At 42.6% G+C, this 16,281-nt stretch carries 19 protein-coding genes; 12 read left to right on the top strand and 7 right to left on the bottom strand.

Annotated elements, in window-relative coordinates; all coding sequences use genetic code 11:
- Window positions 1-27: 27 nt before the first annotated feature.
- Together thiD and hemJ are read right to left on the bottom strand one after the other, a co-directional pair.
- Window positions 28-849, bottom strand: coding sequence for a bifunctional hydroxymethylpyrimidine kinase/phosphomethylpyrimidine kinase (thiD, locus tag ACYQ2C_RS02835; protein ID WP_460050172.1), 822 nt, complete (start codon window positions 847-849; stop codon window positions 28-30).
- 1,410 nt (window positions 850-2,259) lie between these two features.
- Window positions 2,260-2,682 (bottom strand): protoporphyrinogen oxidase HemJ, encoded by a 423-nt coding sequence (gene hemJ / locus ACYQ2C_RS02830; protein WP_460102227.1) that lies wholly within the window; start codon window positions 2,680-2,682, stop codon window positions 2,260-2,262.
- Between the two features lie 180 nt (window positions 2,683-2,862).
- Here hemJ and nrdR point away from each other — a divergent pair, with 180 nt between their 5' ends.
- From nrdR to ACYQ2C_RS02775, 11 genes are all read left to right on the top strand, one after another.
- Window positions 2,863-3,324 carry a transcriptional regulator NrdR gene (nrdR, locus tag ACYQ2C_RS02825; protein WP_460050176.1) on the top strand — a complete coding sequence of 154 codons (462 nt, stop codon included), beginning with the start codon at window positions 2,863-2,865 and terminating at the stop codon, window positions 3,322-3,324.
- Between the two features lie 78 nt (window positions 3,325-3,402).
- Entirely contained in the window at window positions 3,403-4,536 is a 1,134-nt protein-coding gene (ribD, locus tag ACYQ2C_RS02820; RefSeq protein ID WP_460102230.1) for a bifunctional diaminohydroxyphosphoribosylaminopyrimidine deaminase/5-amino-6-(5-phosphoribosylamino)uracil reductase RibD, read from the top strand.
- A 13-nt stretch (window positions 4,537-4,549) separates the two neighbouring features.
- The gene (locus ACYQ2C_RS02815) at window positions 4,550-5,212 is read left to right on the top strand and encodes a riboflavin synthase (RefSeq protein ID WP_460050180.1); all 663 of its coding nucleotides are present in this window, start codon (window positions 4,550-4,552) and stop codon (window positions 5,210-5,212) included.
- A gap of 85 nt (window positions 5,213-5,297) precedes the next feature.
- Window positions 5,298-6,422 carry a bifunctional 3,4-dihydroxy-2-butanone-4-phosphate synthase/GTP cyclohydrolase II gene (gene ribBA / locus ACYQ2C_RS02810; protein ID WP_460102233.1) on the top strand — a complete coding sequence of 375 codons (1,125 nt, stop codon included), beginning with the start codon at window positions 5,298-5,300 and terminating at the stop codon, window positions 6,420-6,422.
- A gap of 193 nt (window positions 6,423-6,615) precedes the next feature.
- Entirely contained in the window at window positions 6,616-7,086 is a 471-nt protein-coding gene (ribH, locus tag ACYQ2C_RS02805; RefSeq protein ID WP_460102235.1) for a 6,7-dimethyl-8-ribityllumazine synthase, read from the top strand.
- A gap of 29 nt (window positions 7,087-7,115) precedes the next feature.
- Window positions 7,116-7,559 carry a transcription antitermination factor NusB gene (gene nusB / locus ACYQ2C_RS02800; protein ID WP_460050186.1) on the top strand — a complete coding sequence of 148 codons (444 nt, stop codon included), beginning with the start codon at window positions 7,116-7,118 and terminating at the stop codon, window positions 7,557-7,559.
- A gap of 103 nt (window positions 7,560-7,662) precedes the next feature.
- On the top strand, window positions 7,663-8,625 hold the full coding sequence (gene thiL / locus ACYQ2C_RS02795; protein ID WP_460050188.1) for a thiamine-phosphate kinase: 963 nt from the start codon (window positions 7,663-7,665) through the stop codon (window positions 8,623-8,625).
- 78 nt (window positions 8,626-8,703) lie between these two features.
- Window positions 8,704-9,192 (top strand): phosphatidylglycerophosphatase A family protein, encoded by a 489-nt coding sequence (locus tag ACYQ2C_RS02790; protein ID WP_460102238.1) that lies wholly within the window; start codon window positions 8,704-8,706, stop codon window positions 9,190-9,192.
- Between the two features lie 130 nt (window positions 9,193-9,322).
- The gene (locus tag ACYQ2C_RS02785; protein WP_460102240.1) at window positions 9,323-9,994 is read left to right on the top strand and encodes a TIGR02281 family clan AA aspartic protease; all 672 of its coding nucleotides are present in this window, start codon (window positions 9,323-9,325) and stop codon (window positions 9,992-9,994) included.
- A 22-nt stretch (window positions 9,995-10,016) separates the two neighbouring features.
- A complete protein-coding gene (gene ribA / locus ACYQ2C_RS02780) occupies window positions 10,017-10,631 on the top strand; it encodes a GTP cyclohydrolase II (protein ID WP_460050194.1) in 615 nt (204 codons plus the stop codon).
- Between the two features lie 144 nt (window positions 10,632-10,775).
- Window positions 10,776-11,126 carry a DMT family protein gene (locus ACYQ2C_RS02775; protein WP_460050196.1) on the top strand — a complete coding sequence of 117 codons (351 nt, stop codon included), beginning with the start codon at window positions 10,776-10,778 and terminating at the stop codon, window positions 11,124-11,126.
- An 86-nt stretch (window positions 11,127-11,212) separates the two neighbouring features.
- On the opposite strand, the gene ACYQ2C_RS02770 is transcribed toward ACYQ2C_RS02775, so the two are convergent.
- Window positions 11,213-11,392: a type I restriction endonuclease subunit R, EcoR124 family gene (locus ACYQ2C_RS02770; RefSeq protein WP_460102259.1), complete on the bottom strand. Its 180-nt coding sequence runs from the start codon at window positions 11,390-11,392 to the stop codon at window positions 11,213-11,215.
- A gap of 309 nt (window positions 11,393-11,701) precedes the next feature.
- Between ACYQ2C_RS02770 and ACYQ2C_RS02765 the strand changes: the two genes are divergently transcribed.
- Window positions 11,702-12,355, top strand: coding sequence for an IS1595 family transposase (locus tag ACYQ2C_RS02765; RefSeq protein ID WP_460102242.1), 654 nt, complete (start codon window positions 11,702-11,704; stop codon window positions 12,353-12,355).
- A gap of 777 nt (window positions 12,356-13,132) precedes the next feature.
- Here the strand turns inward: ACYQ2C_RS02765 and ACYQ2C_RS02760 are convergent.
- The 4 genes from ACYQ2C_RS02760 to ACYQ2C_RS02745 form a co-directional block, all read right to left on the bottom strand.
- Complete coding sequence (locus tag ACYQ2C_RS02760) at window positions 13,133-13,846, bottom strand: leucine-rich repeat domain-containing protein (RefSeq protein WP_460102244.1); 714 nt, start codon at window positions 13,844-13,846, stop codon at window positions 13,133-13,135.
- Window positions 13,847-14,439: 593 nt separating this feature from the next.
- The gene (locus tag ACYQ2C_RS02755) at window positions 14,440-14,586 is read right to left on the bottom strand and encodes a hypothetical protein (RefSeq protein ID WP_460102247.1); all 147 of its coding nucleotides are present in this window, start codon (window positions 14,584-14,586) and stop codon (window positions 14,440-14,442) included.
- Window positions 14,587-14,599: 13 nt separating this feature from the next.
- Entirely contained in the window at window positions 14,600-14,974 is a 375-nt protein-coding gene (locus ACYQ2C_RS02750; protein ID WP_460102249.1) for a hypothetical protein, read from the bottom strand.
- A gap of 449 nt (window positions 14,975-15,423) precedes the next feature.
- Window positions 15,424-15,795 carry a hypothetical protein gene (locus ACYQ2C_RS02745; protein ID WP_460102250.1) on the bottom strand — a complete coding sequence of 124 codons (372 nt, stop codon included), beginning with the start codon at window positions 15,793-15,795 and terminating at the stop codon, window positions 15,424-15,426.
- Window positions 15,796-16,281: the final 486 nt, after the last annotated feature.

Here is a 16,281-nt window from a genome sequence, read left to right as displayed (position 1 = left end):
AAATTTCAGAACCTAAAGCATTCAAATCTAAGAAATAGGGTTTTCAGCCGGAACCAGAGTACGATCGGGAATAGGATTACCCATACCAATTAAACGACCACGAGCTAAGCACGACCACACGTACTTTTGCGCGTTACCAACACCCACGTGCAGCGGCAGACCATGAGCAAACTCACAAGCAACGGCGGCACCAAGCGTAGAGGTGCAGCGCATTTCAGACAATGGTGACTTATCTTGATTGACGTAACTCTGAATCAATCCTCGCTGTCCATACAGTTTTCCAGAACGGACTTCACTGTAGTTCTCGGTACCGGTGATCAAAACATGCTGGCAGCCGGTTTCTAAAATCTCGGCCGCGCAGGCGTCTGCCGAATCGGCAAAATCTGATAACAAAAAGGCTTGATTGAGTGTTGCCACCGAAATGTAAGCACGAGGCAGCAGCAAAGACTTAATGGCTTCTAGAACCTCAATGGTGGAGCGCTGGTGATCGTTTACGGTCGCAAATGATTTGGGTTCTACAATCAAGGGGATATCGGGGTAATCAACCAAAACCGAATGAAGTGCCTCGACATTTTCTAGCGAACCTAAAAAACCAGCTTTAATGACTTTTACCGGAATATCCTCCAGCAGGGTTCGCATCTGTTCCAACACCAGCTCCGACGAGGTTGGAACAATTTTTTTAACTTCGCGAGTATCACAAACAAAAGTTGAGGTCTGCACCGTTAACGACTGGCAATGCAACGACATGCAAGTTTCGATATCCGCCTGTAATCCTCCAGCACTGCTAGGATCGTGTCCGTTCAAACACAATATAACTGGAATATTAGCGCGTTCTAGCGACTTTAACATTTTATAGCCTCAAAGCTCAGACATTTGGGTACAGAATAAAACCGGCAAACTCGAAAAACGGACAGATGATAAGAACCACCCGTAAGACAGACTTTAATAAATTATCGTTTACTTTGGTTTAACTTCGACATTGAAAATAAAAAGAACAATATTCATTTTTTAGATAACTGCAAAATAATCGATTTATAGCAATAAGATTATTGAGCCGACTTTAAAAATTTGAATTTTGTACTTCCATTTTAGAAAAAAAACACAGGCCTCTTGCCAGTGGACTTTCTGAATAATTTTGGTAGTACTCAAAGTCTAGCCGATCGTGAACAATTGGTTTACACCTTAAAACCTCAATTACTAATGAATTCATCGCTAATTTAGCGAAGAAAAAATACTCAACAACGTACCCGAGAATTCACTAGCGTTTAAATTCGTATAAGTACTTACAAATAAGTATTTTAGCGACTTTATCTAGAAATCCAGCCCAGCCTATGATAGCGATTAAAGTACGTACTCGTTATTCATTTTTCAAGAGAAGGGAATCAATCTCTAGTTTAAGCTGCTACAAAAAAATGCTTAAAATTGTTCATCCCGCACTATTTTACGCAATCGCAAAGAGTAAAACCTTTGTCCGCTTAGCAAAAAATTAACCTCAAAATATTTATTTGAGCAGCCACGCCAAACTTTTGTGAAAAATGCAAAAAATTTATACAACATTCAACACGGGTTTATACATCTAATATTACTTAATGCCGAATTTAGACAAATATTGAACGAACGAGAAAAAATCCCCAACATACCAATCAGGTAACTATCAGGTTTATAAAAAGAAACTTTGATAAACTCAGACTTTATTTAAGAACACACCAGAGACACAAGCACACTAGAGACACAAGTAAGTGTCGCTAATTTCAAAAACAATACGGGATTGAAATTGTATAGAAACAGGAAGCGGTTTAGAAACAGGAAGTGGTATAGAAACGGAAAGTGGTATAGAAACAGAAAGTTGTATAGTAACGAGAAATAGGATTGTCAATTTCTACACCCTGATTAAATCATGGAAGAGTTAATCAAAGCTTTCTATAGTTTCCGACAAAATTTAACAACACAGCTCGGTTTTACACAAAATCCCCAAAATTATCCTCCCAACGACCGCGATTAATTTTAGAAAATTGACCTACAAACTGTAGCTGTATTGCTGATAAATTCGAAATACTGGCTTTCAAATTTAGAAACAACTGAATTCCATTCTAAATAATCGTTCATATTTACTGCTCAGTGCATCCATTACAACGCCTAAAAAACCACTTAGAAAAAATCAAAAAAAAGCCTGAATTGACCTTCAGGCTTTTAAAAAAATAATCATTTAAATAAATTGATAACCGTTAAAATCGCGATTATTGAATTTTTACGTTTTCTCTAGAACGGTCTTACCACCACTAAAATTACAATGGCTAACAAAAAGAGCACTGGCACTTCATTGAACCAACGAAAATACACATGGCTTTTGGTATTTTCATCGCGTGCAAATCTTTTTAAATGAGCGCCACACATATGATGGTAACCAATCAATAAAACCACCAAGGTTAGTTTAGCGTGCATCCAACCCGACGAAAAATAATAACTCGGATTAAATGTGAGCATCCAAATACCAAAAATAAGTGTACCTAACATACAAGGCGTACCCATGCCTTTGTATAAGTTGCGTTCCATCACCTTGAATCTTTCTTTACCGGCCTCATCTTCACACATCGCGTGATACACAAATAACCTTGGTAAATAAAAAAGTACCGCAAACCAGGCAATCACAAAAAATATATGAATCGCTTTAACCCAAAGCATTAATTTCCCCCTTAAACACGAACACAAACTTAAAAACGGCAATTTAGGCTTATGATTTACATACGATCAATCGCCACTAAGTCACTAGGGTTGTAAAGACTGATATAGTCTGAATTCCCCGAGAATGTGGTAGTATGGTAACTGTTTTGTCGCCTATTATCCTAAAAAACCCAAATTATTATGCACTGTCCTTTTTGTAGCGCCGAAGACACCAAAGTCATCGATTCCCGCTTGGTCGCCGAGGGCGATCAGGTTCGTAGACGCCGTGAATGCATGTCGTGTAGGGAACGATTCACAACCTACGAATTGGCGGAGCTGTTAATGCCAAGGGTTATTAAAAATAACGGTATTCGCGAACCCTTTGACGAAGCCAAACTCAGAGCCGGTTTGCTCAGAGCGTTAGAAAAACGCCCGGTAAGTACCGAGCAAATCGAATCGGCCATTGCTCAAATCAAACATTATTTGCAAGCCACTGGTGAGCGAGAAATTAAATCACTCATTATTGGTGAACGTGTCATGCAGGCACTGCGTAGTTTAGATGAAGTTGCTTACGTACGATTTGCCTCGGTGTATCGACGTTTCAAAGATTTGAATGAATTCCGCCAAGAGATCGACCGCCTCGAAAAGAAAGAACCGTCTTAAGCATTTACAGATTCGTTCGGCACTGCGCCCAATACTCGCTCACTTCATTCTTAAAATTTGATAACGCAACATTGCATCATGGCAATTACCAACATCGATTACGAATTTATGGCCAGAGCTCTGCAATTAGCAGAGCGAGGCTTATTGACAACATCGCCCAATCCCAGAGTTGGCTGCGTAATTACCCACGGTGAGCGCATTATTGGCGAAGGCTTCCACATTGAGGCCGGAACCGGCCATGCCGAAGTCAACGCGCTGCAATCTATCGATGCAAGTGATACCAGTGTTGGTGCCACCGCTTACGTAACCTTAGAGCCGTGCAGTCACCACGGCAGAACCGGGCCTTGCTGTGAAGCCTTAGCAACGGCAGGCATTACGCGAGTGGTGTACGCCATGACCGATCCAAACCCATTGGTTGCAGGTCGTGGTATTCGCTATCTTGAGCAACAAGGTATTCAGGTCGATGGCCCAGTTTGCGAATCACAAGCAATGGCGCTGAATCCGGGCTTTATCAAACGCATGCAAACCAATAAACCGTTTGTACGCCTAAAACTCGCCATGAGTTTAGATGGCAGAACGGCCATGGCCAGCGGTGAAAGCCAGTGGATCACCGGCCCCAAGGCGCGCGCCCAAGTACAAAAACTGCGCGCACGCAGCTGCGCCGTGGTGACCGGTCACAGCACCATCACGGCGGATAACGCACGCCTCACGGTGCGCGTCTCAGAATTACCCGAACAAACCTACGCGCCCTTAAAAAATCACCCCCAAAGTCGAGGCATGAGACGCCCGTTGCGAGTGGTGCTGGATTCCAACGCATCGCTCAGCGGCCACGAAGATTTCTTTCACGAACAAAGCGAATGCCTTTGGGTGACCGCAGGCGCCAAACCCGCGCATATATTGCCGACCATCGAATGGAAGACACTGCCATCGAAAAGCGGCAAAGTCGATCTCAACGATCTGCTCGACGATCTCGCTTCACGTCAATGTAACGAGGTGTTGGTGGAGTGCGGCGCAACCCTTGCGGGGAGCTTTATCGAGCAAAAACTTGTCGATGAGTTGGTTATCTTTGTTGCACCGGTCATATTGGGTTCAAGCGCCCGGCCGCTGCTGCAATTGGACATTCAATCGATGTCAGACAAGCTCGAAATGGACATCACAGATATAAGAGCCGTCGGCCAAGATTGGCAGATCACGGCGAAATCAAAGCCTTAATCGGACCTATTTTATGTTCACAGGTATCATCGAAGCGGTGGGAGAAGTCGCCGCATTGGAGCCCAAATCGGGCGATTTACGCGTTAGAATTAAAACCGGAAAACTCGATCTCTCCGACGTTCAACTGGGCGACTCCATTGCCACCAACGGCGTGTGTCTAACCGTGGTTGATCTACCGGGAGATGGCTACTGGGCCGACGTGTCGGTAGAAACCATCGCCTTAACAACGGTCAAGCAATGGAAAATTGGCTCAAAGGTTAACCTTGAAAAAGCGTTGATGCCGCAAAGCCGTTTAGGCGGTCACATCGTCAGCGGCCACGTTGATGGTTTAGGTGAAGTTATCAGCCGTGAAACCGAAGCTCGTGCCGAACAATTTCGCATTCGCGCACCACAAGAATTAGCCAAATACATCGCTCACAAAGGCTCTATCACTATTGACGGTACCAGCCTGACGGTTAACGCCGTGTCGGGCAACGAGTTTCAACTTACCATTGTGCCGCACACCATCGCCGAAACCATTATCGGCACCTATAAAACCGGCACCAAGGTCAACCTAGAAGTGGATGTTATTGCCAGATACCTGGAGCGGCTACTCACCGGTGGTACTGAAAACCATAACAATCACTCAAAAATCGATATAAACTTTCTCGCCGAGCACGGCTTCGCCAAAAACTAGGCGACACGAAGCAGGCTTTTACGCGCCAGCTCGGTTACAATGCCGGCAAAAACCATAACTTATAAATTCGTTTAACGAGCAAGCTATGCAACTAAATACCGTAGAAGAACTGATCGAAGATATCCGCCAGGGTAAAATGATCATTCTCATGGATGACGAAGACAGAGAGAACGAAGGCGACCTTATCATGGCCGCCGACATGGTACGTCCACAAGACATCAATTTTATGGCGACTCACGCCCGTGGACTTATCTGCTTAACCCTTACCGAGCAACGCTGCCGCACTCTTGAGTTACCCTTAATGGTAACCAACAACCAAGCAGCGCACTCAACCAACTTTACGGTATCGATTGAAGCCGCCGAAGGTGTTACCACCGGTATTTCCGCGGCCGATCGCGCGCGTACCGTGCGCGCTGCGGTTTCACCCACCGCGGCTGCTCGTGACATAGTGCAACCGGGCCATATTTTTCCGTTGATGGCGCAACCGGGCGGCGTATTAAGTCGCGCAGGCCATACCGAAGCAGGTTGTGATTTAGCACGTCTTGCCGGTCGTGAACCCGCCTCGGTGATTGTTGAAGTGATGAACGAAGACGGCACCATGGCGCGCCGTTCCGATCTCGAAAAATTCGCTAAAACTCACAACCTTAAAATTGGCACCATTGCCGATTTGATTCATTACCGTTCGGTAAAAGAGCAAACCGTTGAGCGCACCAACGAGCGTAAAGTCGATACCGTTCACGGTGAGTTTAACCTTTACACCTATCGCGATTTGGTTACTAACGAATACCACTTTGTACTGGCCAAAGGTGAAATTGATCCTGAAATTCCAGTACCGGTGCGCGTTCACGTGTTAAATACTGCCCGCGATATTTTGGGCATTCTTCGCGAGACCGATAAAAAATACAGCTCTTGGACGCTTCAAGACGCCCTTTCCTACGTTCAAAGTGAAGGTTCAGGCGTTGTGGTGTTGATTTGCCACTCAATGTCTACCCAAGACATTGAAGAAAGTATCGATTGGTTACTCAGCGGTAAACAAAGCCAACCGCCGGGCAACGCGGCCTATCGCCAAGTAGGTGCAGGCGCGCAAATGCTGCGCGATTTGGGGGTGCGTAAAATGAATATTTTATCGGCGCCGCTGCGTTTCACAGCGCTTTCTGGGTTTGACCTAGAAGTAGTTGACCGAGTGGATGCACCAACGCCAAAACCCTAAGTATTTTTAAAAATTCTAAGTATCTTTAAAAATTCTAAGTATCTTTAAAAATTCAAAGTATCTTTAATTGACCGAGGCTTTCTCGTTAACGTATTAAAGCAGTCGCATTAACGTATCGAGTCAGATGCGTGAACGTAACAGAGTGAGGCCCGGTCGCCTAACAATCAATAATAAGTGTTTAAGAGAATTTTTCATGAGTGATATTCACGTTATCGAGGGCGATTTTCGCTCCGTCAATGGCAAATACGCACTAATCGTTAGCCGCTGGAACAGTTTTGTTGTTGAAAGTCTTAAAGCAGGCGCACTAGATGCATTAAACCGCCACGGTGTTGATAAAGAAAACATCACCATTTTTTACGTACCCGGTGCGTTCGAATTTCCACTAATGGCGCAAAAAATTGCTGACAGCAAAAAATTTGATGCCATCATTGCACTAGGTGCAGTGATTCGTGGCGGCACACCCCATTTCGACTATGTAGCCGGCGAATGTACCAAAGGTTTGGCGCAAGTATCGCTTTCCAGCTCAATTCCAGTGTCGTTCGGTGTACTAACCGTAGACTCTATTGAGCAGGCCATTGAGCGATCTGGCACCAAGGCGGGCAACAAAGGCGAAGAAGCTGCGTTAACCGCCCTTGAGATGGTTTCTGTTTTGGCTAAAGTTTAAGTTTAGCGGTTGTTTTTATAGGTATGACAATGAACGTTTCACCAGCAGCGCGACGCAAAGCGCGCCATTATGCCATGCAGGCACTTTATCAATGGCAAATGGCGGGTTCGGCTTTAAATGTTATCGAAGCTGAATTTCGCGTTGACTACGATATGAAACCGGTTGATGTGCAGTACTTTCACGAGTTACTGCACGAAACTCCGGCCCAGCTCGATGAACTCGAAGCTATTTTTAGCAAACATCTGCAAAGTCGTGCACTCAAAGAGCTCGACCCAGTGACATTGGCCCTGCTACGCATGTCCACCTACGAGCTTAAAAATCGCATCGATGTTCCTTATAAAGTTGTTATCAATGAAGCGGTCTCGCTCGCGAAAAAATTTGGTGCCGCCGATGCGCATAAGTTCATCAACGGTGTTCTCGATAAAACGGCGCTAGAATTGCGTAGCGTAGAAGTAAAGGCCGACACGCAATAATCGATACTCAACACACTCTGGTCTGGCTGCACGTACACCTCTCAAACATTAACCGATGAGAACCGCAGCCAAATCTTTCCCACTGTCGAATCGGTAACTCACTATGACAACTATTGGCGAATTCGAATTAATCGAACAGTTCTTCGGTGGTCAGTTTGCATCCTACGGAGTCAACCTAGGCATTGGCGATGATTGCGCACTGTTGACTGTGCCACCAGAGAAACAGCTTGCGGTTTCTATCGACACGCTAATTGGCGGCTCCCATTTTCCAAGAAACGCAGACCCAGAACTCATTGCCGAACGTGCGTTACGAGTTTCAATTTCTGATCTCGCCGCCATGGGTGCCGATCCCATGTGGATCACCCTTGCCTTAACAATACCGTCGGCAGAATCCAGCTGGTTGTCAGGATTCAGTCGCGGCTTGTTCAGAGCCGCTGAAGAGTTCAACGTATCATTGGTCGGCGGCGACACAACTCGCGGGCCGCTGGCGATAACCTTGCAGGTTCACGGCAGCGTATCACCCGATAAATCCATGCTGCGCTCCAACGCCCGTGTGGGTGATTTGGTATTTGTTACCGGTACCGTTGGCGACGGTGCGGCTGCGCTTGCCGTCATTAAAAAAGAACTAGAAGTGGGTAAGTCGGCCTTCAGTTATTTTATGGGTCGCTACTACACACCAAAGATTCTCGTGCGCCAAGCACAAGCATTGGCAACGGTCAGCCGCTGCGCCATTGATGTTTCCGACGGCTTGCTCGCCGACCTTGGCCATATTTGCAAAGCCAGTGGCGTCGGAGCCGTAATTGAAGCCGAACGTCTGCCGTTATCCGACCCGCTACGCAAACTCTGCGACCCAGATACTGCTCTTAACTGGGCACTTGCCGGTGGCGACGACTACCAACTGTGTTTTACCGTACCACCGGCAAAAATCGCTCGCTTAGAAGAAATTCAAGAACAACATCAAATCGAATTCACCGCCATTGGCGAAATAGTGCGCGGTGACGAGTGTGTATGCTTAAGTGGTGGCAGAGTCGTAGTTCCGGAAAAAACCGGATACAAACATTTCTAAGCGAATACAAACATATCTAAGATTGTGGCGGTGTAATCACAAGCCTACATCGCCAACCTCAAACCTATAAGAATTCCTGTGGTAAAACCTAATTTTAAAGACATTTGCCGATCACCTTCGTTATTTTTAGCGTTCGGTCTAGGCTCGGGGCTTGCCCCAAAAGCTCCCGGAACCTTTGGTACCCTTGCCGCCATTCCATTTTATTGGCTGTTTGCCGACCTTCCTTTAGCCATTTATCTGAGCATTATTGTATTTACTTCGGTAATTGGCGTTTGGATATGCCAGGCCGGTAGCGATTATCTTGATGTACACGACCACCCAAGCATTGTGTGGGACGAGTTTGTTGGCTATTGGATTACCATGATTGCCGCACCCAGTGGTTGGGCGTGGATTGTGGCAGGATTTGTGATCTTTAGAATCTTCGATATCCTCAAACCTTGGCCAATCTCTTGGGCAGACAAAAATACCAAAGGTGGTTTAGGCATAATGACCGACGATATTCTCGCGGGAATATTCTCTTGGATCACTCTGCAACTGTTGGCGCAACTGGATTATTCAACGTTTTAACCTGAAAAAGTTATCGACTTGTTGCGATAGCGCGCGTAAGTCCAACACTGAACGTAGTAGAATGGGTCTGCTGTTAAGTAACCTGCAAAACATGATTTAGCTTTCGAAACGGAATCTATCGGTAAATCTTATGAGAGTACTGACACGAAAAGTCCTACAACGCTACCAATTACCAGTCACACTTGCGTTGCTAGCGCTGTTTTTAACTAACTCCGTTTACGCCACCAGCGTGCAGGTGAACGGACTGTTTTCAGGTTCGGCGGTAGTTACTATTGATGGCAAACAGCGCCTACTCAAACAAGGAATGACCAGCGCCGAAGGTGTAAAACTCATATCGGCAACCAGTAAACAAGCTGTATTGGAGTTTAATGGTGAACGCCATACATTAGGGATTTCACAACAAATCTCTTCTGGATTTCAAAAAGCTGAAATTCAGCAGACCAGAATCCCTGTTGGTCGTGGCGGCCACTACTTCACCTCGGGCCAAGTTAACGGTCGTCGGGTGGATTTTTTGATCGATACAGGCGCAACACATCTCGCCTTTAATAAGCAAACCGCCATCGATCTGGGCATTAATTTCCGGGCAGGTAAAGCCTCATCGGCCAGTACCGCCAACGGAGTTGTGCCAATTTTTATTGTCAATTTAGAAAGCGTTTCCGTGGGTGGAGTTACAGTGCACAATGTCTCTGCCTCGGTACATCTCGACGGCTCGCCGTCCATCGCCTTGTTAGGAAATAGCTTCTTAAAACAAGTTGATATGAGTACAGAAAACGGAGTGCTTCTATTAAGTACCAGCCGTTAAGAGGCTTCATTGAGGAAAAGCAGTGACCATTGAATATATAGAGTCGTGTAAATTACCAACCCCCTGGGGCATATTCGATATGCACGGCTTTTTAGAAAAAGAAACACAAAAAGAACACGTGGTCTTAACCATGGGTGACATCAAAAATGGCGAACCCGTATTGGCAAGAATACATTCCGAATGCTTAACCGGAGACGGCCTATTCAGCCTACGTTGCGACTGTGGCGCACAACTGCAAGCTGCGTTGCACAAGATCGCACAAAAAGGCCGTGGTGCGGTATTTTATTTACGACAAGAAGGTCGCGGTATTGGCTTGTTAAACAAGATTAGAGCCTACCATTTGCAAGACGCTGGCGCCGACACCGTAGAAGCCAACGAAGCCCTAGGCTTTGGTGCAGACATGCGCCGCTACGACATTTTAAAACCCATGCTTGAGCACTTTGGCATTAAAGAATTACGCTTAATGACCAACAATCCGCGCAAAATTCATGCATTAAAAGAAATTGGTATCAACGTAACCGAACGACTACCCCACGAGACTGGCCGCAACCCACACAACCAAAAATATTTAGAGACCAAAAAAGGCAAACTTGGCCACATGTTTGACCAAGCAAATAGCGAAGAAAACCCGGAATAAACCGAACCGCTGCAAACATCAACTGCCCGAGACGTTAATAACCCAATTCCCAACTTGCCAACCGATCTCTGATTAAATCAAACCCGAATTAATCAGAGACTCTCTCTTAAAGCACAACCCGTTGCAGGTAAACCAAAAGCAATCATGCATCCCATATTAATATCCATAGGGCTACTGCTTTGCAGTAACGTCTTCATGACCTTTGCGTGGTACGCACACCTTAAAGAACTCAACAACAAACCTTGGTTACTCGCAGCTCTTTTTAGCTGGGCCATCGCCCTACTTGAATATCTCTTTCAAGTCCCAGCCAACCGAATTGGATACAGTGTATTAACCGTTGGACAACTCAAAATCATCCAAGAAGTCATTACACTCTCGGTATTTGTACCCTTCTCGGTCATGTACCTTAAAGAACCTCTAAAACTCGATTACCTATGGGCAGGACTTTGTTTAATAGGCGCCGTTTACTTTATGTTTCGCAGTAAATTCTCTTAAAGAAACTTTGGCTAAGTTAGAGATCACTTTGATCAACGCAGAAATCAATTAATTAGCCATTATTTTCCAAAATTTATCGCTGACACTTAACACCAAAAAACACTTCCACCAACGCCTTTAAATTTTTCCACAAACGCAGCAATTCGCTCAAATACACTCTGCTTTTTGGTGAGGTAATTAGGGTTTAACGGTCTCATTTTGGGCAAAATAGAATTTAATTCTGTTCCCGCGTCACTGGCGTATTCACGTTTTAGAGAACCTAAAATATAACGCTTCCGGTTTAATTAACTCTTGCGCTTCATGTATTTGTTCTGCTTGCGAGAAAGTAAAAAATGCTTCGATTACACTCACTTTATCATTCAACTCATCCAGATTGGTTTGCTGAATAAAATCGTCACAGGAATTCGTTTTTTTATGGGATTGAGGCGACTGATAGCGGTAAATTGCGAGATCTGATTTATCCGGTAAAGTCGAAATCAATGGAAGTTATTTGCTGAGAATACAAATCACATTGCGTTGAGATTTTTTTAGGGGCTGAAGTAGCTAAGAGCAGCCTAGAGGCTACTCTAAAGCTCATGTATACAAGAAAAAGCCGGTTAACACCTAGGCAACAAAGTAGGCTTATAGAATATTTTGTCGTTGGAGCAACTGCTCGGGCGACGGCTGAAATGCTTGGAGTACAATCCAATACAGCCATTCGCTTTTTTATGCGACTAAGGCAGCTGATAGCCAGTAAATTGCCGAGATACGATTTATCCGGTGAAGTCGAAATCGATGAAAGCTATTTTGGTGGAGTACGTAAAGGCAAGAGAGGTCGAGGCGCTGGAGGTAAAATAGCAGTTTTTGGCCTATTAAAAAGGGGTGGGAAGGTTTTTACCGTAATTATTCCCAGCGCTAAAACTGAAACTCTGCTACCCATTATCAATGAGAAAGTTACACCTGACAGCATTGTCTACACCCATACATTTAAATCTTACAATGCTTTGGATGTAAGTGATTTTCATCATCAGAGGATTAATCATTCGAAATTATTTGCTGATAATACAAATCATATTAACGGAATCGAGAACTTTTGGAATCAGGCTAAACGCCATTTACGAAAATTTAATGGAATTAAACAAGATAATTTTTATTGGTTTCTTAAAGAGTGCGAATGGCGCTTCAATGGAAGAGACCACCAAACGCTACTAAAACAGCTAAAATACTGGTATAAAACGACAAAACACTAGCTCTTAGCTACTTCAGCCCCTTTTTTTAAATCGGGCTAAACGATATTCAAGAAAGCTCAATGGAATTAAACTAGAGGAAACTCTGATTAAATCATGGACGAGTTAACCTGAGGTTCTTAGATAGTTTTTAATGGTTTATAAGTTAGATTGAAAAATTCGGCTCTGCTATTTTCCAAATAGCAGGGCTCCAAAATCCCTCCGCTTCGGCCCCGCTTAGCTGCTCCGCAGCTGCTTGGGCCTGCGCTCTAGGGTTTCTGACTGGAACTTGAGCTCATAGACCTAGGGATAAACGCAGGCCAAGGAAGTCGAGGCGCTTGCAATACGACTTGGAAGCAATCCTCAAGTGTTGATAGAGATTTCCATTAGCCTTGTCGCTATAGATTAACTGGTAAATCGTTTCATGGTGCAAACACACGATCTTTTAGGACTGAATAGGCAATCCACAACCTGTTGAGGACTTAGCTCTTGGTGTGTTAGAACCGTAGTCTAAAATTTTAATATATCCATTAACTTAATCGCTTTATAAGCTTCTGTTCTTCGAGTATAACTGAGCCGTTGCGTCTAATCTGGTCGATAACTTCTCCGGCCATTGTTGCGCTTCAGTTCTTGACTAATCGTTGAAGGACTGCGTTTTAATTGATGGGATTAAGTAAGAACTTAATGATGATTACGACAAAGAAAAAAACCAAAAAATCCATATCAATCAATTAATCAAAATTAATTACACAGCAGATATTTCTAGATAAATTAATTTTACGAACACCTAGCTGCTTTAACTTAACTTTTAACGAACTGAACATCACTTGAACCTAAATATTGCTTAGTAGACTCGGTAAACACTTGAGCCCTACCGATATTAACGAGCTTGAGATTTGGTAAATCTCTAGACGTAATGTCTAATTTTTCCAAACTTTTGACATTACCAAAATGCAACTCCTCCAACGAGTGCAACGTTAACAATGGTTTTAATTCATCAAATACCTGCTTTTTGTAATCACCACCAATCAATGACAAGTATTTAAGGTTTCCACTTAGAGCTTCAATAAATTCGACATTATTAATTTTAGGAAAATTGCAAATAGTTAACCCTCTCAACTTTTTTAAATAACTGATCGACTCAAGGCTTTCTATTTTTGAACCATGCCCTAAACTCAAATGAGTTAAGTTAGTCAAGCACTTTAAATTTTCAACATTGTGCGCCGAAACAACATCGATAGCTAATCGTTCTAACGTAGTTAACGTACAAATAGCATCAAATAAATTTTGATTGGCCCTACCCTTCGCCCATAACAATTTTACGCGATTTAATTTTGGTAGAACTTTGGCCCAACGTTTTGGCCATTCACCCATCGCAGGAATATAAATGTATTCGGGCTGCTCCTCGATTGCTTTTTCTGGTTCTCCATATCCCATCCAAAAACTGTAATCAACTTCATTTTCCCACATAGTATAAGCGGCGGCATTACATTTATTATAAATTACATAAGTCATTCATATTTGCTCATAGTAAAAATTGTACATTGGCGGCTTTTTCTCAACAGACTGCTTGAGCTTTTAAACGATTATAATATGATATTTGAAAACCCATTGACCTATCATCTTCAGGCTAATCCCATCTTTAGGGCTGACTTTATCCACCACAGAAATATCATGAATAACATCCTCGCGCCGGTATAGCTCTGGAATGGTAACGCAAGGGCATACTTTTCGTTCATGGGCTATTTCGGTGATAACATTTGCTAAATTGTAGTAGTTTAAAGGCTATACCGTCATAAAGAGATTTTTTATAAAAAAATATGCCATCACTACAATCTAATAGATCTAGATTTATCCTTATCAAGAAATTATCTCCCAGTAAGATTTTCAAAAAAATCGATAGGAGTAATTGAACTCCAAATTGAATGATCTTTTCAAGACAGAGATATAAGGAACGGATCAGAAAAGGATAAAGAGTTAACAGACAGAGGAGAAGTTGGACGAAAATTATTCTAATTGTTATATCTTTACTTATCTGTTAAACGACTTAACCAGAAAACATCACACAGTTACTCGGCTCAGCCTGAATAACAAATCATTAAAAACAATTATTTACGGCTTTTTTGTTCAAATTCTGCTTTTTTTGCTGTTTCAATCTCAATTTTACGTCGAGCATTTTCTTCAGCTTGGCGTACAATTTCTGGATTGGTCCTTCTATCGAAATTTTCCAAAGGCTTGACTATTTTCTTAGCCATTTAATGACTCACACTAATCCTCATCAGCGTGGGGATTACCGGTGTATTCCCATCCCATATCTTCGAAGGTATGCTCGATTTCATAATAGTAAGTTTCCGGTGTATTTCTCACGTTTGGCTGACCATTAACGATAGAAAAAGCATGTTGGGGTTTAGCGCAACCTGGTGTAAAACCTATTTTTGCAAGGTCTGCTAGAACCCGCTTTCGTCTCATTTTCGCGATAACAATATGCTCACCATCAGTAAGGTACCCTTCTGGGTTATCACTGATTTCTTGTTCACTCATGAAGTACTGATTTTCGGCCAATAAAGCTTGGTCAAAATCATCTATTTTTTCAAATTTAATTTTATATTTTTCATCAATAGTGAAAAGTACGCCACTACTCATAAATATTCCTCTTACATTTTTACTGGCGGTAGAATAGCGTTGGTTTTATATAAGGTGAATACCAAATTTTAATTCTAATTGTCTTTATAGCGATGAGCATTATAAAAATAGACTTAAATCACACCCAAAATCTACCACTCCAAATTTATGGAAAGATATATGAAAAACTAAAGTATTAGATGCCACTTCGGCGAGAGAATTTTTTTGAATTTATATCAATCAACTTAATGAATTTTTGGCCTTTACATTGCATATAACTGATCTAACATATTATCAAATATGGACCTCGTCAAACATTCCGATCGATAAAGAGTGGATCGTGTAAAACATATTTACGCTCTTTTCTTTGGTTGCGAAATATCAGCCCGACATCAGTTTTAAATCTATACTGACTTTCTCCTAACGACATAGCTCCAACACGATCTTTTATTTTTATGTTCTCTTCAAAATCATTTGCCAGAGCTATTTAGCTTCAATTTCATTAACGGGTGGTGGTATTGGTAAAGTTCTTGGATTTCTTCAGTTCGAAAACTACTAAACACTACATCTTCCGTTTCTAATGCTCTATTTGCAAGAGAATGCATCGTATCGATAGAGTCGGTTTGATCTACCCATTCTTCTGGGAAAAAACGGGCGCACATTTTCACTTCTACTAGCTCTAAGTGAGCAGATTGCAGTGCCTTTTCAACTTTATCGAGAATAGTTACTACCGCTTTTGAACCGCATTCTTCTTCCGATAAAGAAATATAAGCGTCAGCAAAATAAAAGTCGCAACCGTCGATATCAATATCGCACCCTTCAAGAGGTCGACTTTTTGTCACCGTAATCTACGTTTGTTTTGTTGTCATTTCAAAATCCCAACTTTTAAAATCGAATTCGGATGTTATCAGGAGCAAATATCCAATACACAGAAAAAACTTTATCATATCCGGTTTTGTTTTTTCTAAAAATGTACCGATATTTTTAGAAATTCACCATCCATCAATACATGGCAGAGATACCAATTTAAATGAGCACTCACATTACCTCGGGAACCTATTACTAATCCACTACAATTGAATCATAATTTTTTTACACCTTTCGTGATAACATGAAGAAATTAATGCCAAACTTTTAAAGACACAACCCAAACACACAAACCTCGCTATAAAAATTAACACAAAAAGCATAATTAACTGATCAACCAAAACCACAAAACTATATAAATATTATTTTTAAAAAATACAATTTACGCGGTTTCAAGTAATAACTGCAATTTCATAACGCAGCGAGTAAATCAACTCGCTGTCCCATAAATAATTCATTAG

Source organism: Sessilibacter sp. MAH3 (assembly GCF_054658275.1).
Note: the sequence above shows the minus strand (reverse complement) of the source record. Positions and strands in the feature narration are given on the sequence as shown.